This window comes from Rhodanobacter sp. PCA2 (assembly GCF_013620825.1).
Taxonomy (GTDB): domain Bacteria; phylum Pseudomonadota; class Gammaproteobacteria; order Xanthomonadales; family Rhodanobacteraceae; genus Rhodanobacter_A.
This window is the reverse complement of record NZ_NJIC01000016.1, coordinates 83,845-100,243: the sequence shown is the minus strand read 5'-3', so window position 1 is coordinate 100,243 and position 16,399 is coordinate 83,845. Positions and strand designations below refer to the sequence as shown.

Genomic DNA, 16,399 nt, shown 5'->3' with positions numbered 1-16,399 from the left:
CTCTTTGGGCACGCAAAGAGAAAGTAGCTCGACCGCCCATAGGGCGGGCGAAAGCCTTTGCTCACTGCAAGCACGACTCGATTCGAAGGCAGCAACGGCGCCAGCCGCCATCACTTGCCATCCGGCAACCCCACCGCCCGCACCGCCGCCGCCAGCCAGCGCAACTGCACGCCCTGGCGGGTGTCGTAGTTCGAGCCGGAGTATCCCCACCAGTCCCAGCATGCCTGCGGATTCAAGGGCGCGAAGCTTGCGCGGGTCTGAGGGTACAGCACGGCCACGTCGTAGGCGTCGGCCCAGCGGTTGAAGCCGGCGTCGCGCACGAAGGCCTCGCCCACCGACTCGGCGTTCTGCCTGCAACCGTGGAAGGCGACCAGCAGGCCGCAGGGTTTGCCCGCCGCGCAGTCCGGCGGCAGGTAGACGTAGCCGGCAGGAGCCATGAACGCATCGGCGCCGGCAGGGCGCAATGCGTCCTGGTCGAACGTGCGCAACTGTCCCTTCGCCGCCGCGACGGCGCGCGGCGGCGGGCCGTACAGGTGGGCGAAGATCGCGCCGGCGGCATCGAAACCGCAGTGGCCAAGGTACGGCGATTCGGACTTGCCGCAATCGTCGCCGCTCGCCGCCACCGGCAGGTTGTGCGCGAAATCGCGCCCGGCATCGTCTACCACCTGCATGCCCTTGAGGCCGGGCACGCCGTCGCGCAGCTTGCGGTAGAACGCGGCGCCGGCTTCGGCCACCGCCGGGGCGACCGTGGCGTCTGCACGGCCGTGCAGCAGGTAGACGCGCGCATGCGCCAGGGCAGCCAACGGACCGATCTCGCCCGCCTTGGCGCGTTGTTCGGCACGCGCCACCAATGCATCGACGTCCGGCGGCGGCACGCCTTTCATGCAGCTGCCCAGTGCCGCGTTCAACTGCCCGTTCGCGCAGCCGTACGGGCCGCCGGCCACCATGGCGGCGCCATGGAAGATTTCCGGCCACGCGAGCTGCGCCTGGGTCGCCATGTACGCCCCGGACGACAGCCCGGTCACCGCCACCCGCGCCGGGTCGAGCTTCAGCCTGGGCAGCGGCGCGGCCTCGTCGGCCTGCGCCGTCGCCGCGAACAGCACGGCGACGGCCAAACACCATTTCATCCATCGCATCGCGATTCTCCCGTCGCCGCCGCGTGCATCGTGGTCAGAACTGGTAACGCGCGCTCAGCGTCACCATCCGCGGATTGCCGTAGTACCCGGTCACTATACCCAGCGCGGCGATGTTGTAGCCGGTGGTGCGGTAGCCCTTGTTGGCGAGGTTGCTGCCCTGCAGGCTCAGCGACCACGGCTGGTCGATCTGCCAGGTCACGCCGGCGTTCCACAGGCCGTAGGCCGGCTGCGCGATCAGCGGCGACAGCGTGGTCTCCGGGTACACCATGGCCTGGTAGGTGTAGTTGATGCGGGCGCCGATGCTGCCGCCGTTGGCCAGCGGCACGGTGTGCTCGAGGGTGAGGCCGCCGGAGAACTTCGGCGCATTGGTGAACTTCTGCTTGTCGGCGATGTTGACGCCGCTGCTCATGAACTTCGTGTACTTGGTGTGCATCCACGCGAGGCTGCCGCGCAGGGTCCAGTACTCGCTCGGCATCCAGGCGAACTCTTCCTCCAGGCCGTCGATGCGGCCCTTGCCGGCGTTGGTGAAGTCGCCGAAGAAGCCCTGCTGGCCGTTCGGCTGCGTGTAGGAGGTGAACACCGACAGCTGGATGTTGGAATACACGTTGCGATACAGCGCCGTGTTCAGCATCAGGCGGTCGTCGAAGAACGTCATCTTGCTGCCCAGCTCGAACGACTTCACCTTCTCGTCGTCGATCGGCCGGCACGAGCTGGGGATCGCCACGCAGTTCGCGCGGATGTTGTAGCCGCCCGAGTGGAAGCCTTCGCTGTAGCTGGCGTAGAGCTTCACGTTCGGGTTGACGCTCCAGTCCAGCGACACCTTGGGCGACACGTTGTTCGTCGCATGCGAGCCGCTGAAGTTCGCCAGCACGCCCACCGGCGTGGCGAAGTCGGCGTTCGCGAAACCGTAGTTCTGGATCAGCGCGGTCTTGGTTTCGTGGGTGTAGCGCAGGCCCACGTCCAGGCTCCAGTCGGGGCTGAAGTCCCAGCTGAAGTCGCCGTAGCCGGCGTAGCTCTTGGTGCCCATGCGGCCGCCGGTGCTGCCGTACTGCGCCAGGCCCAGCGTGGAGTACGGCGGCGAGCCCAGGAAGATGTTGTGGATCGTGCCGTTCGCGGTGCCGTCGAAGTAGAACAGGCCGAACACGCCGTGCACGCTGCCGCCGGCGTCGTAGTTGGCCTGGAATTCCTGGCTGAACTGGTGGTCGCTGTAGACGGCGTTGACGTCGGCGACCTTGGCCGGCAGCGTGTCGAAGTCGATGTTGGTGTCGGTGGACGAGCCGCGCACCGCGGTGACCGACTTCAGCGACCACGCCTGGCTGGCGATCCAGTTCATCGTCAGCGCCGTGCCGTACAGCTTGGTGTGGTTGAGCTGCGCCATACCGCCGCGGGTGTCGTAGTTGCTGGAGAGCGGCTGGTATTGCGGATAGAGCTTGTTGACCTCCAGCAGCTTCGCGCCGCGCGGGTTGGAGTTGTCGCGCACGCCGTCGAACTCCAGCTGGGCGTTGAAGCTGTTCGACGGGAAGAAGCCCACGGTGAGGCGGGCCGCGTTGGTGTTCTTGTTGCCGTTGCGGCTGCCGGTGTCGATGTTCTTGCCGAAGCCGTCGTTGTGCAGGCTGGCCACCGCGAGGCGGCCGCGCCAGACCTGGTCGGCGCTGGCGGTGCCGAGGCTGGCCTTGACGTCCTTCTCGCCGTGCGTGCCCACGGTGGCCTCGACCGCGCCCTCGGTCTTCACCGGCAGCGGCTTGGAGATGTACTTGATCGCGCCGCCGATGGTGTTCTTGCCGTACAGCGAGCCCTGCGGGCCGCGCAGCACCTCGACGCGCTCCACGTCGAACACGTCCAGCATCGCGCCCTGCGGACGCGCCATGTAGACGCCGTCGATGTAGATGCCCACGCCCGGATCGAAGCCCCAGGTGGGATCGGCCTGGCCGACGCCGCGGATGTAGGCGGTGAGCGTGGTGTTGGAGCCGCGCGCGGCGTAGATCTGCAGCGAAGGCACCTTGCCCTGCAGGTCGCCCAGGTTCTGCACGTTCTGCGTGCGCAGGTCCTCGGCGGTGAACGCGCTGACCGCGATCGGCACGTCCTGCAGCGTTTCCACGCGCTTGCGCGCGGTGACCGTCACCTGGTCGAGCTGTTTCACCTTGACCGGCGCATTGCCCTGCGCGCCGGTATCGGCGGGTGCCTGCTGCGCCCACGCCGGCGCGGCGAACGCCGTACCCACCGCCAGACCGACCGCCAGACTCAGATGCGTGCGCTTCATGAACTCCCCCTCATCGTGGACGCACCCAACGGACGTGGATGCCGGATTTTGCGGCGAGCTTAGGCAGCGCATGCAGCGACGACACTTGTACCTTCGTACAGTGCCTGCGCGGCGCGGCGCTGCCGAATACTGCAACCCTCGCTCCATCTCTGCAGGGGATTCGAACGCATGGCATTCCTGATCGTGCTGGCCGCGCTGTGCTTCCTGATGCTGGCGGCCTACCGCGGCCACAGCGTGATCCTGTTCGCGCCGCTGGCTGCGCTGGGCGCCGTGCTGCTGACCGAGCCCGCGCTGGTGGCGCCGATGTTCACCGGCCTGTTCATGGACAGGATGGTCGGCTTCCTCAAGCTGTATTTCCCGGTGTTCATGCTCGGCGCGCTGTTCGGCAAGCTGATCGAGCTGTCGGGTTTCTCCAAGGCGATCGTGGCCGCCACCATCGGGCTGGTGGGGCGCAGCCGCGCGATCCTGTCCATCGTGCTGGTGTGCGCGCTGCTCACCTACGGCGGCGTGTCGCTGTTCGTGGTGGTGTTCGCGGTGTACCCGTTCGCGGCCGAGCTGTTCCGCGCCAGCGACATCCCGAAGCGGCTGATTCCCGGCACCATCGCGCTGGGCGCGTTCACCTTCACCATGGATTCGCTGCCGGGCACGCCGCAGATCCAGAACATCATCCCCACCGCGTTCTTCGGCACCAACACCTGGGCGGCGCCGTGGCTGGGCGCGCTGGGCGCCGCATTCATCCTGCTGGCCGGCCTCGCCTACCTGGAATCGCGCCGGCGCAAGGCGGCGCACGCGGGCGAAGGCTACGGCGGCGACCTCGTCAACGAGCCCGCGCCGTTCGACCACGGCAAGCTGGTGCATCCGCTGATCGCGCTGCTGCCGCTGGTGCTGGTGGGCGTGGCGAACAAGCTGCTCACCGACCTGATCCCGCGCCTGTACGGCAGCAACGCGGCGTTCCAGCCCAGCGTGGTCGGCAAGAGCGCGCCGGTGGTGCAGGAAGTGGGCAAGGTGGCCGCGATCTGGGCGGTGGAAGGCGCGCTGCTGCTCGGCATCCTGTGCGTGCTGGCGTTCGCGTGGAAACCCGTCGCGCTCCGCTTCGCCGAAGGCAGCAAGGCCGCCGTGGGCGGCGCGCTGCTGGCCTCGATGAACACTGCCTCGGAATACGGCTTCGGCGCGGTGATCGCCGCCCTGCCCGGTTTCAAGCTGGTGGCGGACGCGCTGCACGCCATCCCGAACCCGCTGGTGAACGAGGCGGTGACCGTGACGGTGCTGGCCGGCATCACCGGCTCGGCTTCCGGCGGCCTGGGCATCGCGCTGGGTGCGATGTCCGACACCTTCATCGCGAACGCGCATGCCGCCGGCATCCCGCTGGAAGTGTTCCACCGCGTGGCTGCGATGGCCTCGGGCGGCATGGACACCCTGCCCCACAACGGCGCCGTGATCACCTTGCTGGCGGTGACCGGGCTCACCCACCGCCAGTCCTACCGCGACATCTTCGCGGTCACCGTGATCAAGACCCTGGCGGTGTTCGCGGTGATCGCGACCTATGCCCTGACCGGGCTGGTCTGAGCGCGGGACGGCTTTCCCGCGGCAGGGACGACAGGCAGCGCCCCAACATCTCCGGCCGGCCCAGCGGGCGGCCGGCCCGGCCGCCGGCGGCTTTTGCCGGCCGGGGCTCGCGCAAGTGCCCGTACATGCGCGTATAATCGGCCGATTCGCCTTTCCAAAAGTCCGCGTGACGGTCCCCCACACCGCCCGAGCCCTGCCCATGTCCATAGAAAACCTTCGCAATATCGCCATCGTCGCCCACGTCGACCACGGCAAGACCACCCTCGTCGACCAGCTGCTGAAGCAGTCCGGCACGCTCAACGAGCGCACCGTGCTGGCCGAGCGCGTGATGGACAGCAACGACCAGGAAAAGGAACGCGGCATCACCATCCTGGCCAAGAACACCGCCATCAAGTGGAACGGCAACCGCATCAACATCGTCGACACCCCCGGCCACGCCGACTTCGGCGGCGAGGTGGAGCGCGTGCTGTCGATGGTGGACTCGGTGCTGCTGCTGGTCGACGCGATGGACGGCCCGATGCCGCAGACGCGCTTCGTCACGCAGAAAGCCTTCGCGATGGGCTTCAAGCCGATCGTGGTGGTGAACAAGATCGACCGTCCGGGCGCCCGTCCGGACTGGGTCGTCGAGCAGGTATGGGACCTGTTCGACCGCCTCGGCGCCACGCCGGAGCAGATGGACTTCCCCATCGTCTACGCCTCGGCGCTGAACGGCTACGCCAGCCTCGACCACGAGGCCCGCGAGGGCGACATGACGCCGCTGTACGAGGCGATCATGCAGCACGCGCCGAAGCCCGACGTCGACCCGGAAGGCGCGTTCCAGATGCGCATCAGCCAGCTCGACTACAACAGCTTCGTGGGCGTGATCGGCATCGGCCGCATCCAGCGCGGCACCATGAAGAAGGGCATGCCGGTCGCCATCATCGACCGCGAGGGCAAGAAACGCAGCGGCCGCGTCGGCCAGGTGCTGGGCTTCATGGGCCTGGAGCGCATCGAGCAGGACAGCGCCGAGGCCGGCGACATCATCGCGATCTCCGGCATTCCCGAGCTCACCATTTCCGACACCGTCACCGCGCCCGAGGTGCCCGAGGCGCTGCCGGCGCTGACCGTGGACGAGCCCACCATCTCGATGACCTTCCAGGTCAACAACTCGCCGTTCGCGGGCAACAAGGACATGTCCGGCGGCAAGTTCCTCACCAGCCGCCAGATCCGCGACCGCCTGGACCGCGAGAAGGTGCACAACGTGGCGCTGCGCGTGGAGGACGGCTCGGACGCCGACAAGTTCCTGGTCTCCGGCCGCGGCGAGCTGCACCTGTCGGTGCTGATCGAGAACATGCGCCGCGAGGGCTACGAGCTGGCCGTGTCGCGTCCCGAGGTGATCATCAAGGAGATCGACGGCCAGTCGATGGAGCCGTTCGAGCAGTTGGTGGTGGACGTGGAGGAAACCCACCAGGGCGCAGTGATGGAGCGCCTCGGCATCCGCAAGGGCCAGCTCAAGAACATGGAATCCGACGGCAAGGGCCGCGTGCGCCTGGAATACATGATCCCGGCGCGCGGCCTGATCGGCTTCCAGAACCAGTTCAAGACCCTCACCCAGGGTTCGGGCCTGCTGTTCCACGTGTTCGACCACTACGGCCCGAAGGAAGAAGGCCAGATCGCCCAGCGCCCGAACGGCGTGATGATCTCCAACGGCACCGGCCCCACCCCGGCCTACGCGCTGAACATGCTGCAGGAGCGCGGCCGCCTGCTGGTGGGCGACGGCGACGAGGTGTACGAGGGCCAGCTGGTCGGCATCCACGCCAAGGACAACGACCTCACCGTCAATGCCCTGCGCGCGAAGCAGCTCACCAACATGCGCGCCGCCGGCAAGGACGACGGCATCCAGCTCACCCCGCCGATCCGCATGTCGCTGGAACAGGCGCTGGACTTCATCGACGACGACGAACTGGTCGAGGTGACCCCGAAGTCGATCCGCCTGCGCAAGAAATATCTCACCGAGAACGACCGCAAGCGCGCCTCGCGCGGCTGAGCGGGCCGTTGCATGCAGCATCGTCGAAGGCCGCCGCGAGGCGGCCTTCGGCTTTCCGTGCCCCGACGCGCCCGCGGCGTCGGCAACGATTCATGCCCTGAAGCCCGCCGCTGCCGCACCTGCCCGCGCGGTCGGCGCCAACCGACTCGTTTGGCCGTCCAGAACGCGTTGACAGCCCGCCGGACCGCGACTACAGTGCGCGCGCCTTCAGCCCGGCTGACGGCTTCTTTGGCCACTCCCCGCGAGAAATGGACAGTTATCCCGGTAGCCGCGCCGGCAATCGCAAGCTCTTGCGGATGCCGGCATCGCACAACCCGACGAACGCCTGCGACCGCCTGCGGTCGGCCCGCGCCTTCCTCGACTGAGGGATACGGGCCGCCCGCTGCGCCGCAGGCGCACGACACAGGCGAGCCCATGCAGCTCCACCGCTTCCACGCCCCGGCGCGCCCGCGCCCACTCCACGCCGCCGCGCCCGCGGGGCGGTCGCAGGTTCGTGCCTGTCGTCTGTCCGCCACACGCATGCCGCACGATCCACCCCGGGATCACGGAGGCTCCTGATGCCCGGCGACAGTCGACCTCCCTCCGCGTCCCGAGCGGGCGCACTTCCACCGATTTTCCCGTCCGGACCACGACGTCCGGCGTGATGCGCGGCTGATCGCCCGGCTTGCATCCGCCCTCGCCCGACCGGCCACAACGGATCCAAGCCATGTACGTGAACATCCTCAAGCCGCGCGTCGCCTTCTGCACGCTCGCCCTCGCCGGCCTGCTGGCCGGCTGCTCGCACGGCGAGACCGCGCAGGAAACCCCGCCCGCCTTCGTGCGCCACGGCCAGCGCATCGAAGTGCCCGCCGACTCGCCGCTGCGCCAGCGGCTGAAGATCGCATCGGTGGAGCTGCGGCAGGCCCCGCACGAACTGGAATTCCCCGCCACCGTCGAGGCCGACCCCGCGCACATGGCGAACGTGCTGCCCGCGCTCGCCGGACGCGTGGTCGAGCTGCACGTCGACCTCGGCCAGCAGGTGCAGCGCGGCCAGTTGCTCGCGGTGATCGATTCCGGCGACCTCGCCCAGGCCTACGCCGACGCGGACAAGGCGCGCGATGCGCTGAACCTCGCGGGCAAGACCCTGGAGCGCGCCCGCGGCGTGCAGCAGGCCGGCGGCACGGCGACAAAGGATCTGGAAGCCGCGCAAAGCGGCTACGTGCAGGCCCAGGCGGAATCCCGGCGGGCGCAGACCCGCCTCGCCGCGCTTGGCGGCAGCGCCGCCGCGAAGGGCGGAGCGCGGCCCATGCAGGTGCGCGCGCCCATCGCCGGCACCATCACCGCGCTGTCGGTGGCGCCGGGCATGTACGTCAACGACGCCACCACGCCGATGATGACGATCGCCAACATCGACAGGCTCTGGATCACCGCCCAGGTGCCGGAGGACGCGCTGGGCCAGGTCGCGCGGGGCCAGGCCGCCACCGCCAGCGTGCCGGCGTGGCCCGGCCGGGTGTTCCGCGGCGCCGTGGCGTCGGTGGGCGCCGTGCTCGATCCGGCCAGCCGCCGCGACCCGGTGCGCATCGCCATCGACAACGCCGACCACGCGCTCAAGCCCGGCATGTACGCCCGCGCCGGCATCGCCGTGGCGCAGCCGGCGCAGGTGTTCGTGCCGGAATCCGCGCTGCTGATGAACAACGACAGCACCACGGTGTTCGTCGAGGTGGCGCCGTGGATGTTCGAACGCCGCGCGGTGGAACTGAGCTACGACGAAAGCGCGGGCGCCCGGGTGCTCAAGGGCCTCGAGGCCGGCGACCGCGTGGTGGTGGCGGGCGGGGTGCTGCTCAATGATTAACCGCATCATCGAGTTCTGCTTCCAGAAGCGCACGCTGTTCTTCGTGGTCACCGTGCTGGTGGCGATCTTCGGCTGGTACTCGTGGACCCGGCTTTCCATCGAGGCCTACCCCGAACTCAGCGCCGTCACCGCCCAGGTCACCACCCAGGTGCCCGGCCTCGCCGCCGAGGAGATCGAGCAGCAGATCACCACGCCGCTGGAACGCGTGCTGGCCGGCACGCCGGGCCTGGTGCACATGCGCTCCAGCAGCACGTTCGGCCTGTCGCTGATCACCCTGGTGTTCAAGGACGGCAGCGAGGACTACTGGGAGCGCCAGCGCGTGATGGAGCGCATCGCCCAGGCGCAGCTGCCGCCCGGCATCACGCCCGGCCTCGACCCGGTGTCCGGGCCGGCCGGCGAGATCTACCGCTACACGCTGGAGTCGGACACGCAGAACCTGATGCAGCTTTCCGAGATCAACACCTGGGTGGTGATCCCGGCGCTGCAGTCCGTGCCCGGCGTGGCGAACGTGGACAACTTCGGCGGCTACACCAAGGAATTCCAGCTGGTGCTGGACCCGGCCAGCCTGCAGCGCCACGGCGTGAGCGTGAGCCAGGTGACCCAGGCGATCACCGCGAACACCGCGAACGCCGGCGGCGGCCGCATCACCCGCGGCGAGCAGAGCTACATCGTGCGCGGCATCGGCATGGTGCATTCGCTGAAGGATCTGGGCGACATCGTGGTGAGCCAGTCCAACGGCTCGCCCGTGCTGGTGCGCGACCTCGGCCTGCTGCGCTACGGCCACCAGGTGCGCGAGGGCATCCTCGGCAAGGACGGCAACCCGGACGCCGTCGAGGGCATCGTCGACCTGCTGAAGTACCAGAACCCGTCGGCGGTGCTGGTGGACCTGCATGCCAAGGTGGACGCGCTGAACCGCCGGCTCGCGCCGAAAGGCGTGAAGATCGTGCCCTACCTCGACCGCGACGACCTGGTGCACGCCACCACCGACAAGGTGTTCCACACCGTGATGGAAGGCGTGGGCCTGGTCTGCCTGGTGCTGATCCTGTTCCTGGGCAGCCCGCGCGCGGCGCTGGTGACGGCCACCGTGATCCCGCTGTCGCTGGTGACCGTGTTCATCCTGATGCACCTCACCGGCATGAGCGTGAACCTGTTCTCCATCGGCGCGATCGACTTCGGCGTGATCGTGGACGGCGCCATCGTGGTGACCGAGGCGATCCTGCTGCGCCGCGAAGCCAAGCCCAGCGAGGAGCTGGCCGCCTCCGACGTGATGGCCGCCACCGCGCAGGTGGGCAAGCCGATCTTCTTCGCCACGCTGATCATCGTCACCGCCTACCTGCCGCTGTTCGCGTTCGAGCATGCGGAAGGCAAGCTGTTCCGACCGATGGCGTTCACCGTGGGCTACGCGCTGCTGGCGGCGCTGCTGTGCACGATCACGCTGATCCCTGGGCTGGCGTGGCTGGCGCTGCGCAAGCCGCGCAAGCCGTTCCACAACAAGCCGCTGGAGCGGCTGCACGCCGGCTTCAGGTCCAGCCTCGGCAAACTGCTGCAGCGTGTGCACCTCGCCTATCTCGCCACCGGCCTCGCGCTGGCGGCGGTGATCGTGTTCGGCGCCACCCTGGGCCGCGCCTTCCTGCCCACGCTGGACGAGGGTTCGCTGTGGCTGCAGGTGCAGCTGCCCAGCGGGCTGTCGCTGGACCAGGCCAGCGGCATGGCCAGCGACCTGCGCCGCGTGGTGCGGTCCTTCCCCGAAGTGTCCCATGTGGTCACCCAGATCGGCCGCAACGACAGCGGCACCGATCCGTGGACGCCGTCGCACGTCGAGGTGGCGGTGGGCCTGAAGCCTTACGGCACCTGGCCCGGCGGCGAAAGCAAGGCCGCGTTCGTGCGGCGCTTCCAGGCGAAGCTGGACCGCGAACTGCCCGGCATGAGCGTCGGCATCAGCCAGCCGATCAGCGACGGCGAGAACGACATGGTCAGCGGCGCGCACAGCGCGCTGGTGCTGTACGTCTACGGCGACGATTTCAGGCAGATGCGCAAGCTGGGCGACACCATCGTCGACACGCTGAAGACCATCCCGGGCACCGATGCCGCGATCTTCCAGGAGCCGCCGATCCCGCAGCTGGTGATCAAGGCCGACCGCGCCGCCGCGGCGCGCTACGGCATCAACGTGGCGGACATCAGCGGGCTGATCCAGACCGCCATCGGCGGCGCGCCGATCACCCAGGTCTACGTGGGCGACCGCATCTACAACGTCACCGCGCGCGTGGCGAACGAGGTGGCGAACGACGTGGAGGCGATCGGCAGGCTGCCGCTGACGACCGCCAACGGCGGGCAGATCCCGCTGTCGCTGGTGGCGCACATCGCCTACCAGACCGGCGAAGGCACGATCGCCCACGAAAGCGGCAAGCGCCAGCTGTCGATCACGGTGGACAACAACCGGCTCGCGCTGTCGAAACTGGTGGCGCAGGCGCAGGCGCTGATCGCGCAGAAGGTGCACTACGACCCGCAGTCCTACCGCCTGGAATGGGCCGGCACGTTCCAGGAGGCCGAACGTGCGCAGGCGCGGCTGCTGGTGGTGCTGGGCATGGTGATGGCGCTCATGGCGGTGCTGCTGTTCGGCGAGTTCGGCAAACTGCGCCAGGCGCTGCTGGTGCTGGGCGTGGTGCCGCTGGCGACGCTGGGCGGCCTGATCGCGCTGCACCTGCGCGGCGAGACGCTGAACATCGCCACCGCCGTGGGCTTCATCGCGCTGTTCGGCGTGGCGGTGCAGAACGGCATCATCATGGTGGCCAACATCAACCGCCTGCGCGCGCAGGGCATGGCGCTGGCGCACGCGGTGGTGGAAGGCGCCGCCGAACGCTTCCGCCCGGTGCTGATGACCGCCACCGTGGCCAGCATGGGCATGCTGCCCGCCGCGCTCGCCACCGGCATCGGCACCGACGTGCAGCGCGGCCTCGCCACCGTGGTGGTGGGCGGCCTCGCCATCGCCACCCTGCTCACGCTGTATCTGCTGCCCGCGCTGTATTACGCGCTGGAAAGCTGGATCGAGCGTCGCCACCCGCCGCGCGTCGCCAGCTCCGTTCCAGCGCAGGGCATCGTCCATTGATAGGCACGCGGCGCGCCGCCTGAGCGCGCGCCGCCATCAGGTGTTCGCATGAAGACGTCCATCCATCGCACGTTCCGCGCACTGCCGATCCTGGCCGGCGCCACCCTGCTCGCCGGCTGCATGGCCGGGCCCGATTTCCATCGCCCCGCCGCGCCGGAGACCGACCGCTACACCGCGCAGCCCCTGCCCGCCGCCATCGGTGAGGGCAGCGGCGCGCAGCGCCTCGTCGCCGGCATGGACGTGCCCGCGCAATGGTGGACGCTGTTCCGCTCGCCGCAGCTCGACGCGCTGATCCGGCAATCGCTCAAGGCCAATCCCGGGCTGGCCGCCGCGCAGGCTTCGCTGCGCCAGGCGCAGGAGGGACTCGCCGCCGGCAGGGGCGCGCTGTATCCGGCCGCGACGGCCGACTACAACGTGACGCGCCAGCGCATCGCCGGCACGCTGGCCAGCCCGGCCGCCTCGGGCTACGACTACTACACCCTGCACACCGCGCAGCTCAGCGTGTCCTGGGCGCCGGACCTGTTCGGCGGCAACCGGCGCCAGCTCGAAGCACTGCGCGCGCAGACCGACGTGCAGCGCTATCAACTGGAAGCGGCCAGGCTCAGCCTGACCTCGAACGTGGTGGTCGCGGCGATCGAGCAGGCCGGGTTGCGCGCACAGATCGAAGCCACGCAGAAGATCATCGCCAACCAGCAGGAGACGCTCGATTCGTTCCAGCGCCAGCTCAAGCTGGGCCAGCTCGCGCAGGCGGACGTCGCCGCGCAACAGGCCATGTTGGCGCAGGCGCAGGCCACGCTGCCGCCGCTGCAGAAACAGCTCGACCAGCAGAACGACGCGCTCGCCGCCCTGCTCGGCCTCGCCCCGGCGGACGCACGGCTGCCTGCCTTCGACCTCGCCGACCTGCATCTTCCCGACACGCTGCCGCTCAGCCTGCCCTCGCAACTAGTGGCGCAGCGCCCGGACGTGCGCGCCGCCGAAGCGCAGTTGCACGCAGCCAGCGCCCAGGTCGGTGTGGCCGCAGCCAACCGCCTGCCGAAGTTCACGCTCAACGCCAGCGCGGGCAGCTCGCCCACTGACATCGGCAACCTCTTCAGCCACGGCACCGTGTTCTGGAACCTGGGCGCCGACGTGGCGCAGCCGCTGTTCGACGCGGGCAGCCTCAAGCACCAGCAGCGCGCCGCCGAAGCCGCCCTCGACGGCGCGAAGGCGCAATACCGCGGCACCGTGATCGCCGCGCTGCAGAACGTGGCCGACACGCTGCACGCGCTCAAGGCCGACGCCAACGGCCTGCAGGCCGCGCAAACCGCCGAACAGGCCGCCGCGCGCAGCCTCGCGATCAACCGCCAGCAGTTCGCGCTCGGCGACGTGAGCCATCTTGCCGTGCTGCAGGCCGAGCAGGCGTGGCAGCAGGCCGAGATCGCGCTGGTGCAGGCACGGGTCAACCGCTACAGCGACACGGCCGCCTTGTTCCAGGCGCTGGGCGGCGGCTGGTGGCAGCATGAAAAGACGGCTGCGCCTCAAGCACAATGATCCCTCTGCTCCACGATCCGAAGATGCGAATACTTCCCCGCATGCGTCTTGCCACCGTTTTCCTCCTGCTCACCGGCGCGCTCGCGCTGACCACTGCCGCTTTCGCCGATGACGCCCCGCTGTTCATCCCGCAATGGCTCGGCGCGCAATACACCTTCGTCGCCCAGCACCAGGGCACAGTCCATTCGCCCTACGCCGGGCCGCTTAGCCTGCGCAAGCAAGGCGACACCGCGCGCTCGCACACCTTCGGTGCCTACTTCGGCGTGGCGCTGCCTGCGCATCTCGCCTTCTATGTCGACGTGGAGATGTTCCGCGGCGAAGGCGTGAGCGGCGCCACCGGCCTGGGCGGACTCACCAACGGCGACGTGATCCGCGCCGGCGTGGCCGGCCTGGGCCGCGGTGCCTACGTGGCGCGGCGCTACCTGCAATGGTCGCTGCCGCTGGGCGACGGCCGCGAAACAGTGGAGCGCAGCCAGGATCACCTGCCCGGCACGCAGGCCACGCAACGCCTCGACGTGAAGCTCGGCAAGATGGCGGTGAACGACGACTTCGACCGCAACCGCTATGCCAACGGCACGCGCACCCAGTTCATGAACTGGGACCTGTTCAACACCACCAGCTGGGACTTCGCCGCCGACACCCGCGGCTATACCGAAGGCCTGATGCTGGCCTGGGTCAATCCTGCCTGGACGCTGCGCTACGGCATCTACCGCATGCCCTACGAAGCGAACGGGCAACGGCTCGAAAACTCGTTGCGCCACGCGCGCGGCGAACAGTGGCAGCTCAGCCTGCACCCGCATCCCGACGGCTGGGTGCTGCGCCTGCTCGCCTTCCGCAACCACGCCCGCATGGGCAGCTACCGCGATGCCATCGCGCAAGCCCTGGCCACCGGCCAGGTGCCCGACGTGCACGCCGACGACCGTCCCGGCCGCCGCAAGTACGGCTGGGCGATCAACGGCGAACTGCCGCTGGCCGACAACGGCGACACCGGCCTGTTCGCCCGCATGGGCTGGAACGACGGCCGCAACGAATCCTTCGTGTTCACCGAAGTGGACCGCACCGTCAGCGGCGGCTTCCAGCTTTCGGGCGCGCATTGGGGGCGCTCGGCCGATCACATCGGCGTCGGCTTCGCCCTCGATGCACTATCGCGGCCGCACCGCGAATACCTCGCACTGGGCGGCACGGGTTTCGTGCTGGGCGATGGCGCGCTGAACTACGCGCACGAGGAAATCGCCGAGCTGTACTACAGCTGGGCGCCGGTCGCGCACCTCACGCTCAGCCCTGATTTTCAGTGGGTTCGTCATCCGGGATACAACAGGGATCGGGGGCCGGCGGAGTTCGCCGGCGTGCGGGCGCATGTGGAGTTTTGATTGCTGCCGGTGTTGATGGCGGCATGTGGTCTTTTGTCGGCAACCAAAGCGGTTTCGAGCGCCCTATGGGCGCCCGAGTTACTTCTCCTTTGCTTGTCCAAAGGAGAAGTAACCAAGAGGAAACGACACCCCGGTTGGCGCTTGCCGGGCATCCATGCCCGGCAAGTGCGTGAGGTGGGGCCGGGCTTTTCGAGCGGGCATCCTGCCCGCGCGAAAAGGCGTTGCCATCCTTGGCAACGCCCGCTGCGCGGCCTGATCGTCCCCACCTCACCGCCGCCCAGGGGCCCCAAGAGCAGGCGCGCATCGTGCGCGCCAGAAGCAACAGCAAATGCAAAAGCGAAGCGCCGCGAGTATGCGGCGCTTCGCTTTGGGGATGTTTTGATTTTGCTCGTCATCCCAGCGAAGGCTGGGATCCAGTGCTGTAAGCCACGAAACACAACGGCACTGGATTCCTGCTATCGCAGGAATGACGAGCAAGCCGCAGGAATGACGAGCAGGCAGTCGATTAATTAGATCATCCTTGGCTCTGGCTCTGGCTCTGGCTCTGGCTGTGCCCTGCTGTTGCTTCTGCGCGCCGGGAGCGCGCTGCTTTACCCGGGGCCCCTATGGCGCGGCGGGCGGGTGGAGGAAAGTCCGCAGGATGGCTCGCATGGATGCGAGCCAGTTTTTCGCCGGCACAGGATGTGCCGTCGAAAAACCCCGTAACCCGCCCGCGTACCCGCAAGGCAGGATGCCTGGAGGGCGCGCCATCGGGGTGCCATTTCTCTTTGGCTACTTTCTCTTTGGGCACGCAAAGAGAAAGTAGCTCGACCGCCCTAAGGGCGGTCGAAACCGCTCTGATGCAGGCCAAACGCCAGTTCGCCCGTTGCGCGTGAAACGCGCCCACCTACGCCGGCAACTGCGCCCTCTCCAACGCCGCAATATGCCTCTCCAACCGCGGCCCCAGATAACAATGCGACCCACACGGCAACAACCCCACCCGCCCGAACTCGCGCAGATACCACGACGGCGCGCGCGCCAGGAACCCGTGGCGATCCCCATCCACGTCGTCGCGGCTGGTGAACAGCTCCAGGAAGGCGATGCCTTCGAGCATCTCGCCGATGCCGACGAGGCCGGCGCGGATCTCCGCCGGCTTCAGGTAGTGCAGCACATCGGTGCACACGATCAGGTCGAAGCGCGTGTCGAAGCGCAGCTGTTCGAGCTGGCCGAAGCGTGCCAGGCCGATGTTGCGGCTGCGGCCGTAACGCGCCACCACGTATTCGCTGGCGTCCAGCCCGCGGTAATCGATGCCGGGCCGCAATGCGCGCAGCGGCGCGCGCCACGTGCCTTCGCCGCAGCCCACGTCCAGCACGTTGCGCAAGGGGCGGCCGAGGTAGTACTCGGCCTGCGCCACCACCATCGCCACCTTGCGCCTGAGTTCGGCCGGCGAGCCCACTGCATGCTTGGGGTCGCGATACCACTTGTCGAAATAGGCGCGGTCGTAGGTCTTGGTCATGGCAATGCCTCTGTCAGTGGCGCGCATGGTAACCGCTGCGGCCGACGGGCCGCGCAAGATGCTGCGAAAAATGAATCGC

At 68.6% G+C, this 16,399-nt stretch carries 9 protein-coding genes; 6 read left to right on the top strand and 3 right to left on the bottom strand.

What is annotated here, in order from left to right; genetic code table 11:
• Positions 1-110 precede the first annotated feature (110 nt).
• The gene (locus PCA_RS06160; protein WP_181301719.1) at positions 111-1,127 is read right to left on the bottom strand and encodes a PHB depolymerase family esterase; all 1,017 of its coding nucleotides are present in this window, start codon (positions 1,125-1,127) and stop codon (positions 111-113) included.
• 43 nt (positions 1,128-1,170) lie between these two features.
• The gene (locus PCA_RS06155; RefSeq protein WP_181301718.1) at positions 1,171-3,396 is read right to left on the bottom strand and encodes a TonB-dependent receptor; all 2,226 of its coding nucleotides are present in this window, start codon (positions 3,394-3,396) and stop codon (positions 1,171-1,173) included.
• A gap of 168 nt (positions 3,397-3,564) precedes the next feature.
• On the opposite strand from PCA_RS06155, the gene PCA_RS06150 reads away from it, so the two are divergent.
• From PCA_RS06150 to PCA_RS06125, 6 genes are all read left to right on the top strand, one after another.
• Positions 3,565-4,962: a GntP family permease gene (locus PCA_RS06150; protein WP_181301717.1), complete on the top strand. Its 1,398-nt coding sequence runs from the start codon at positions 3,565-3,567 to the stop codon at positions 4,960-4,962.
• A gap of 199 nt (positions 4,963-5,161) precedes the next feature.
• Complete coding sequence (gene typA, locus PCA_RS06145; protein WP_181301716.1) at positions 5,162-6,988, top strand: translational GTPase TypA; 1,827 nt, start codon at positions 5,162-5,164, stop codon at positions 6,986-6,988.
• A gap of 706 nt (positions 6,989-7,694) precedes the next feature.
• Complete coding sequence (locus PCA_RS06140; protein ID WP_181301715.1) at positions 7,695-8,819, top strand: efflux RND transporter periplasmic adaptor subunit; 1,125 nt, start codon at positions 7,695-7,697, stop codon at positions 8,817-8,819.
• Positions 8,812-11,925: a CusA/CzcA family heavy metal efflux RND transporter gene (locus PCA_RS06135; RefSeq protein WP_181301714.1), complete on the top strand. Its 3,114-nt coding sequence runs from the start codon at positions 8,812-8,814 to the stop codon at positions 11,923-11,925. Before PCA_RS06140 ends, PCA_RS06135 begins: the two co-directional genes overlap by 8 nt.
• A 48-nt stretch (positions 11,926-11,973) precedes the next feature.
• Positions 11,974-13,455 carry an efflux transporter outer membrane subunit gene (locus PCA_RS06130; protein ID WP_181301713.1) on the top strand — a complete coding sequence of 494 codons (1,482 nt, stop codon included), beginning with the start codon at positions 11,974-11,976 and terminating at the stop codon, positions 13,453-13,455.
• Positions 13,456-13,496: 41 nt separating this feature from the next.
• Complete coding sequence (locus tag PCA_RS06125) at positions 13,497-14,825, top strand: carbohydrate porin (protein ID WP_181301712.1); 1,329 nt, start codon at positions 13,497-13,499, stop codon at positions 14,823-14,825.
• A gap of 886 nt (positions 14,826-15,711) precedes the next feature.
• Here PCA_RS06125 and PCA_RS06120 read toward each other — a convergent pair.
• A complete protein-coding gene (locus PCA_RS06120) occupies positions 15,712-16,320 on the bottom strand; it encodes a class I SAM-dependent methyltransferase (RefSeq protein WP_181301711.1) in 609 nt (202 codons plus the stop codon).
• Positions 16,321-16,399 lie beyond the last annotated feature (79 nt).

Coding starts and splice junctions, on each gene's coding strand:
- PCA_RS06160 (WP_181301719.1), bottom strand. CDS start 1,127: ATGAAATGGTGTTTGGCCGTCGCCGTGCTGTTCGCGGCGACGGCGCAG.
- PCA_RS06140 (WP_181301715.1), top strand. CDS start 7,695: ATGTACGTGAACATCCTCAAGCCGCGCGTCGCCTTCTGCACGCTCGCC.
- PCA_RS06125 (WP_181301712.1), top strand. CDS start 13,497: ATGCGTCTTGCCACCGTTTTCCTCCTGCTCACCGGCGCGCTCGCGCTG.
- typA (WP_181301716.1), top strand. CDS start 5,162: ATGTCCATAGAAAACCTTCGCAATATCGCCATCGTCGCCCACGTCGAC.
- PCA_RS06120 (WP_181301711.1), bottom strand. CDS start 16,320: ATGACCAAGACCTACGACCGCGCCTATTTCGACAAGTGGTATCGCGAC.
- PCA_RS06150 (WP_181301717.1), top strand. CDS start 3,565: ATGGCATTCCTGATCGTGCTGGCCGCGCTGTGCTTCCTGATGCTGGCG.
- PCA_RS06130 (WP_181301713.1), top strand. CDS start 11,974: ATGAAGACGTCCATCCATCGCACGTTCCGCGCACTGCCGATCCTGGCC.
- PCA_RS06155 (WP_181301718.1), bottom strand. CDS start 3,396: ATGAAGCGCACGCATCTGAGTCTGGCGGTCGGTCTGGCGGTGGGTACG.
- PCA_RS06135 (WP_181301714.1), top strand. CDS start 8,812: ATGATTAACCGCATCATCGAGTTCTGCTTCCAGAAGCGCACGCTGTTC.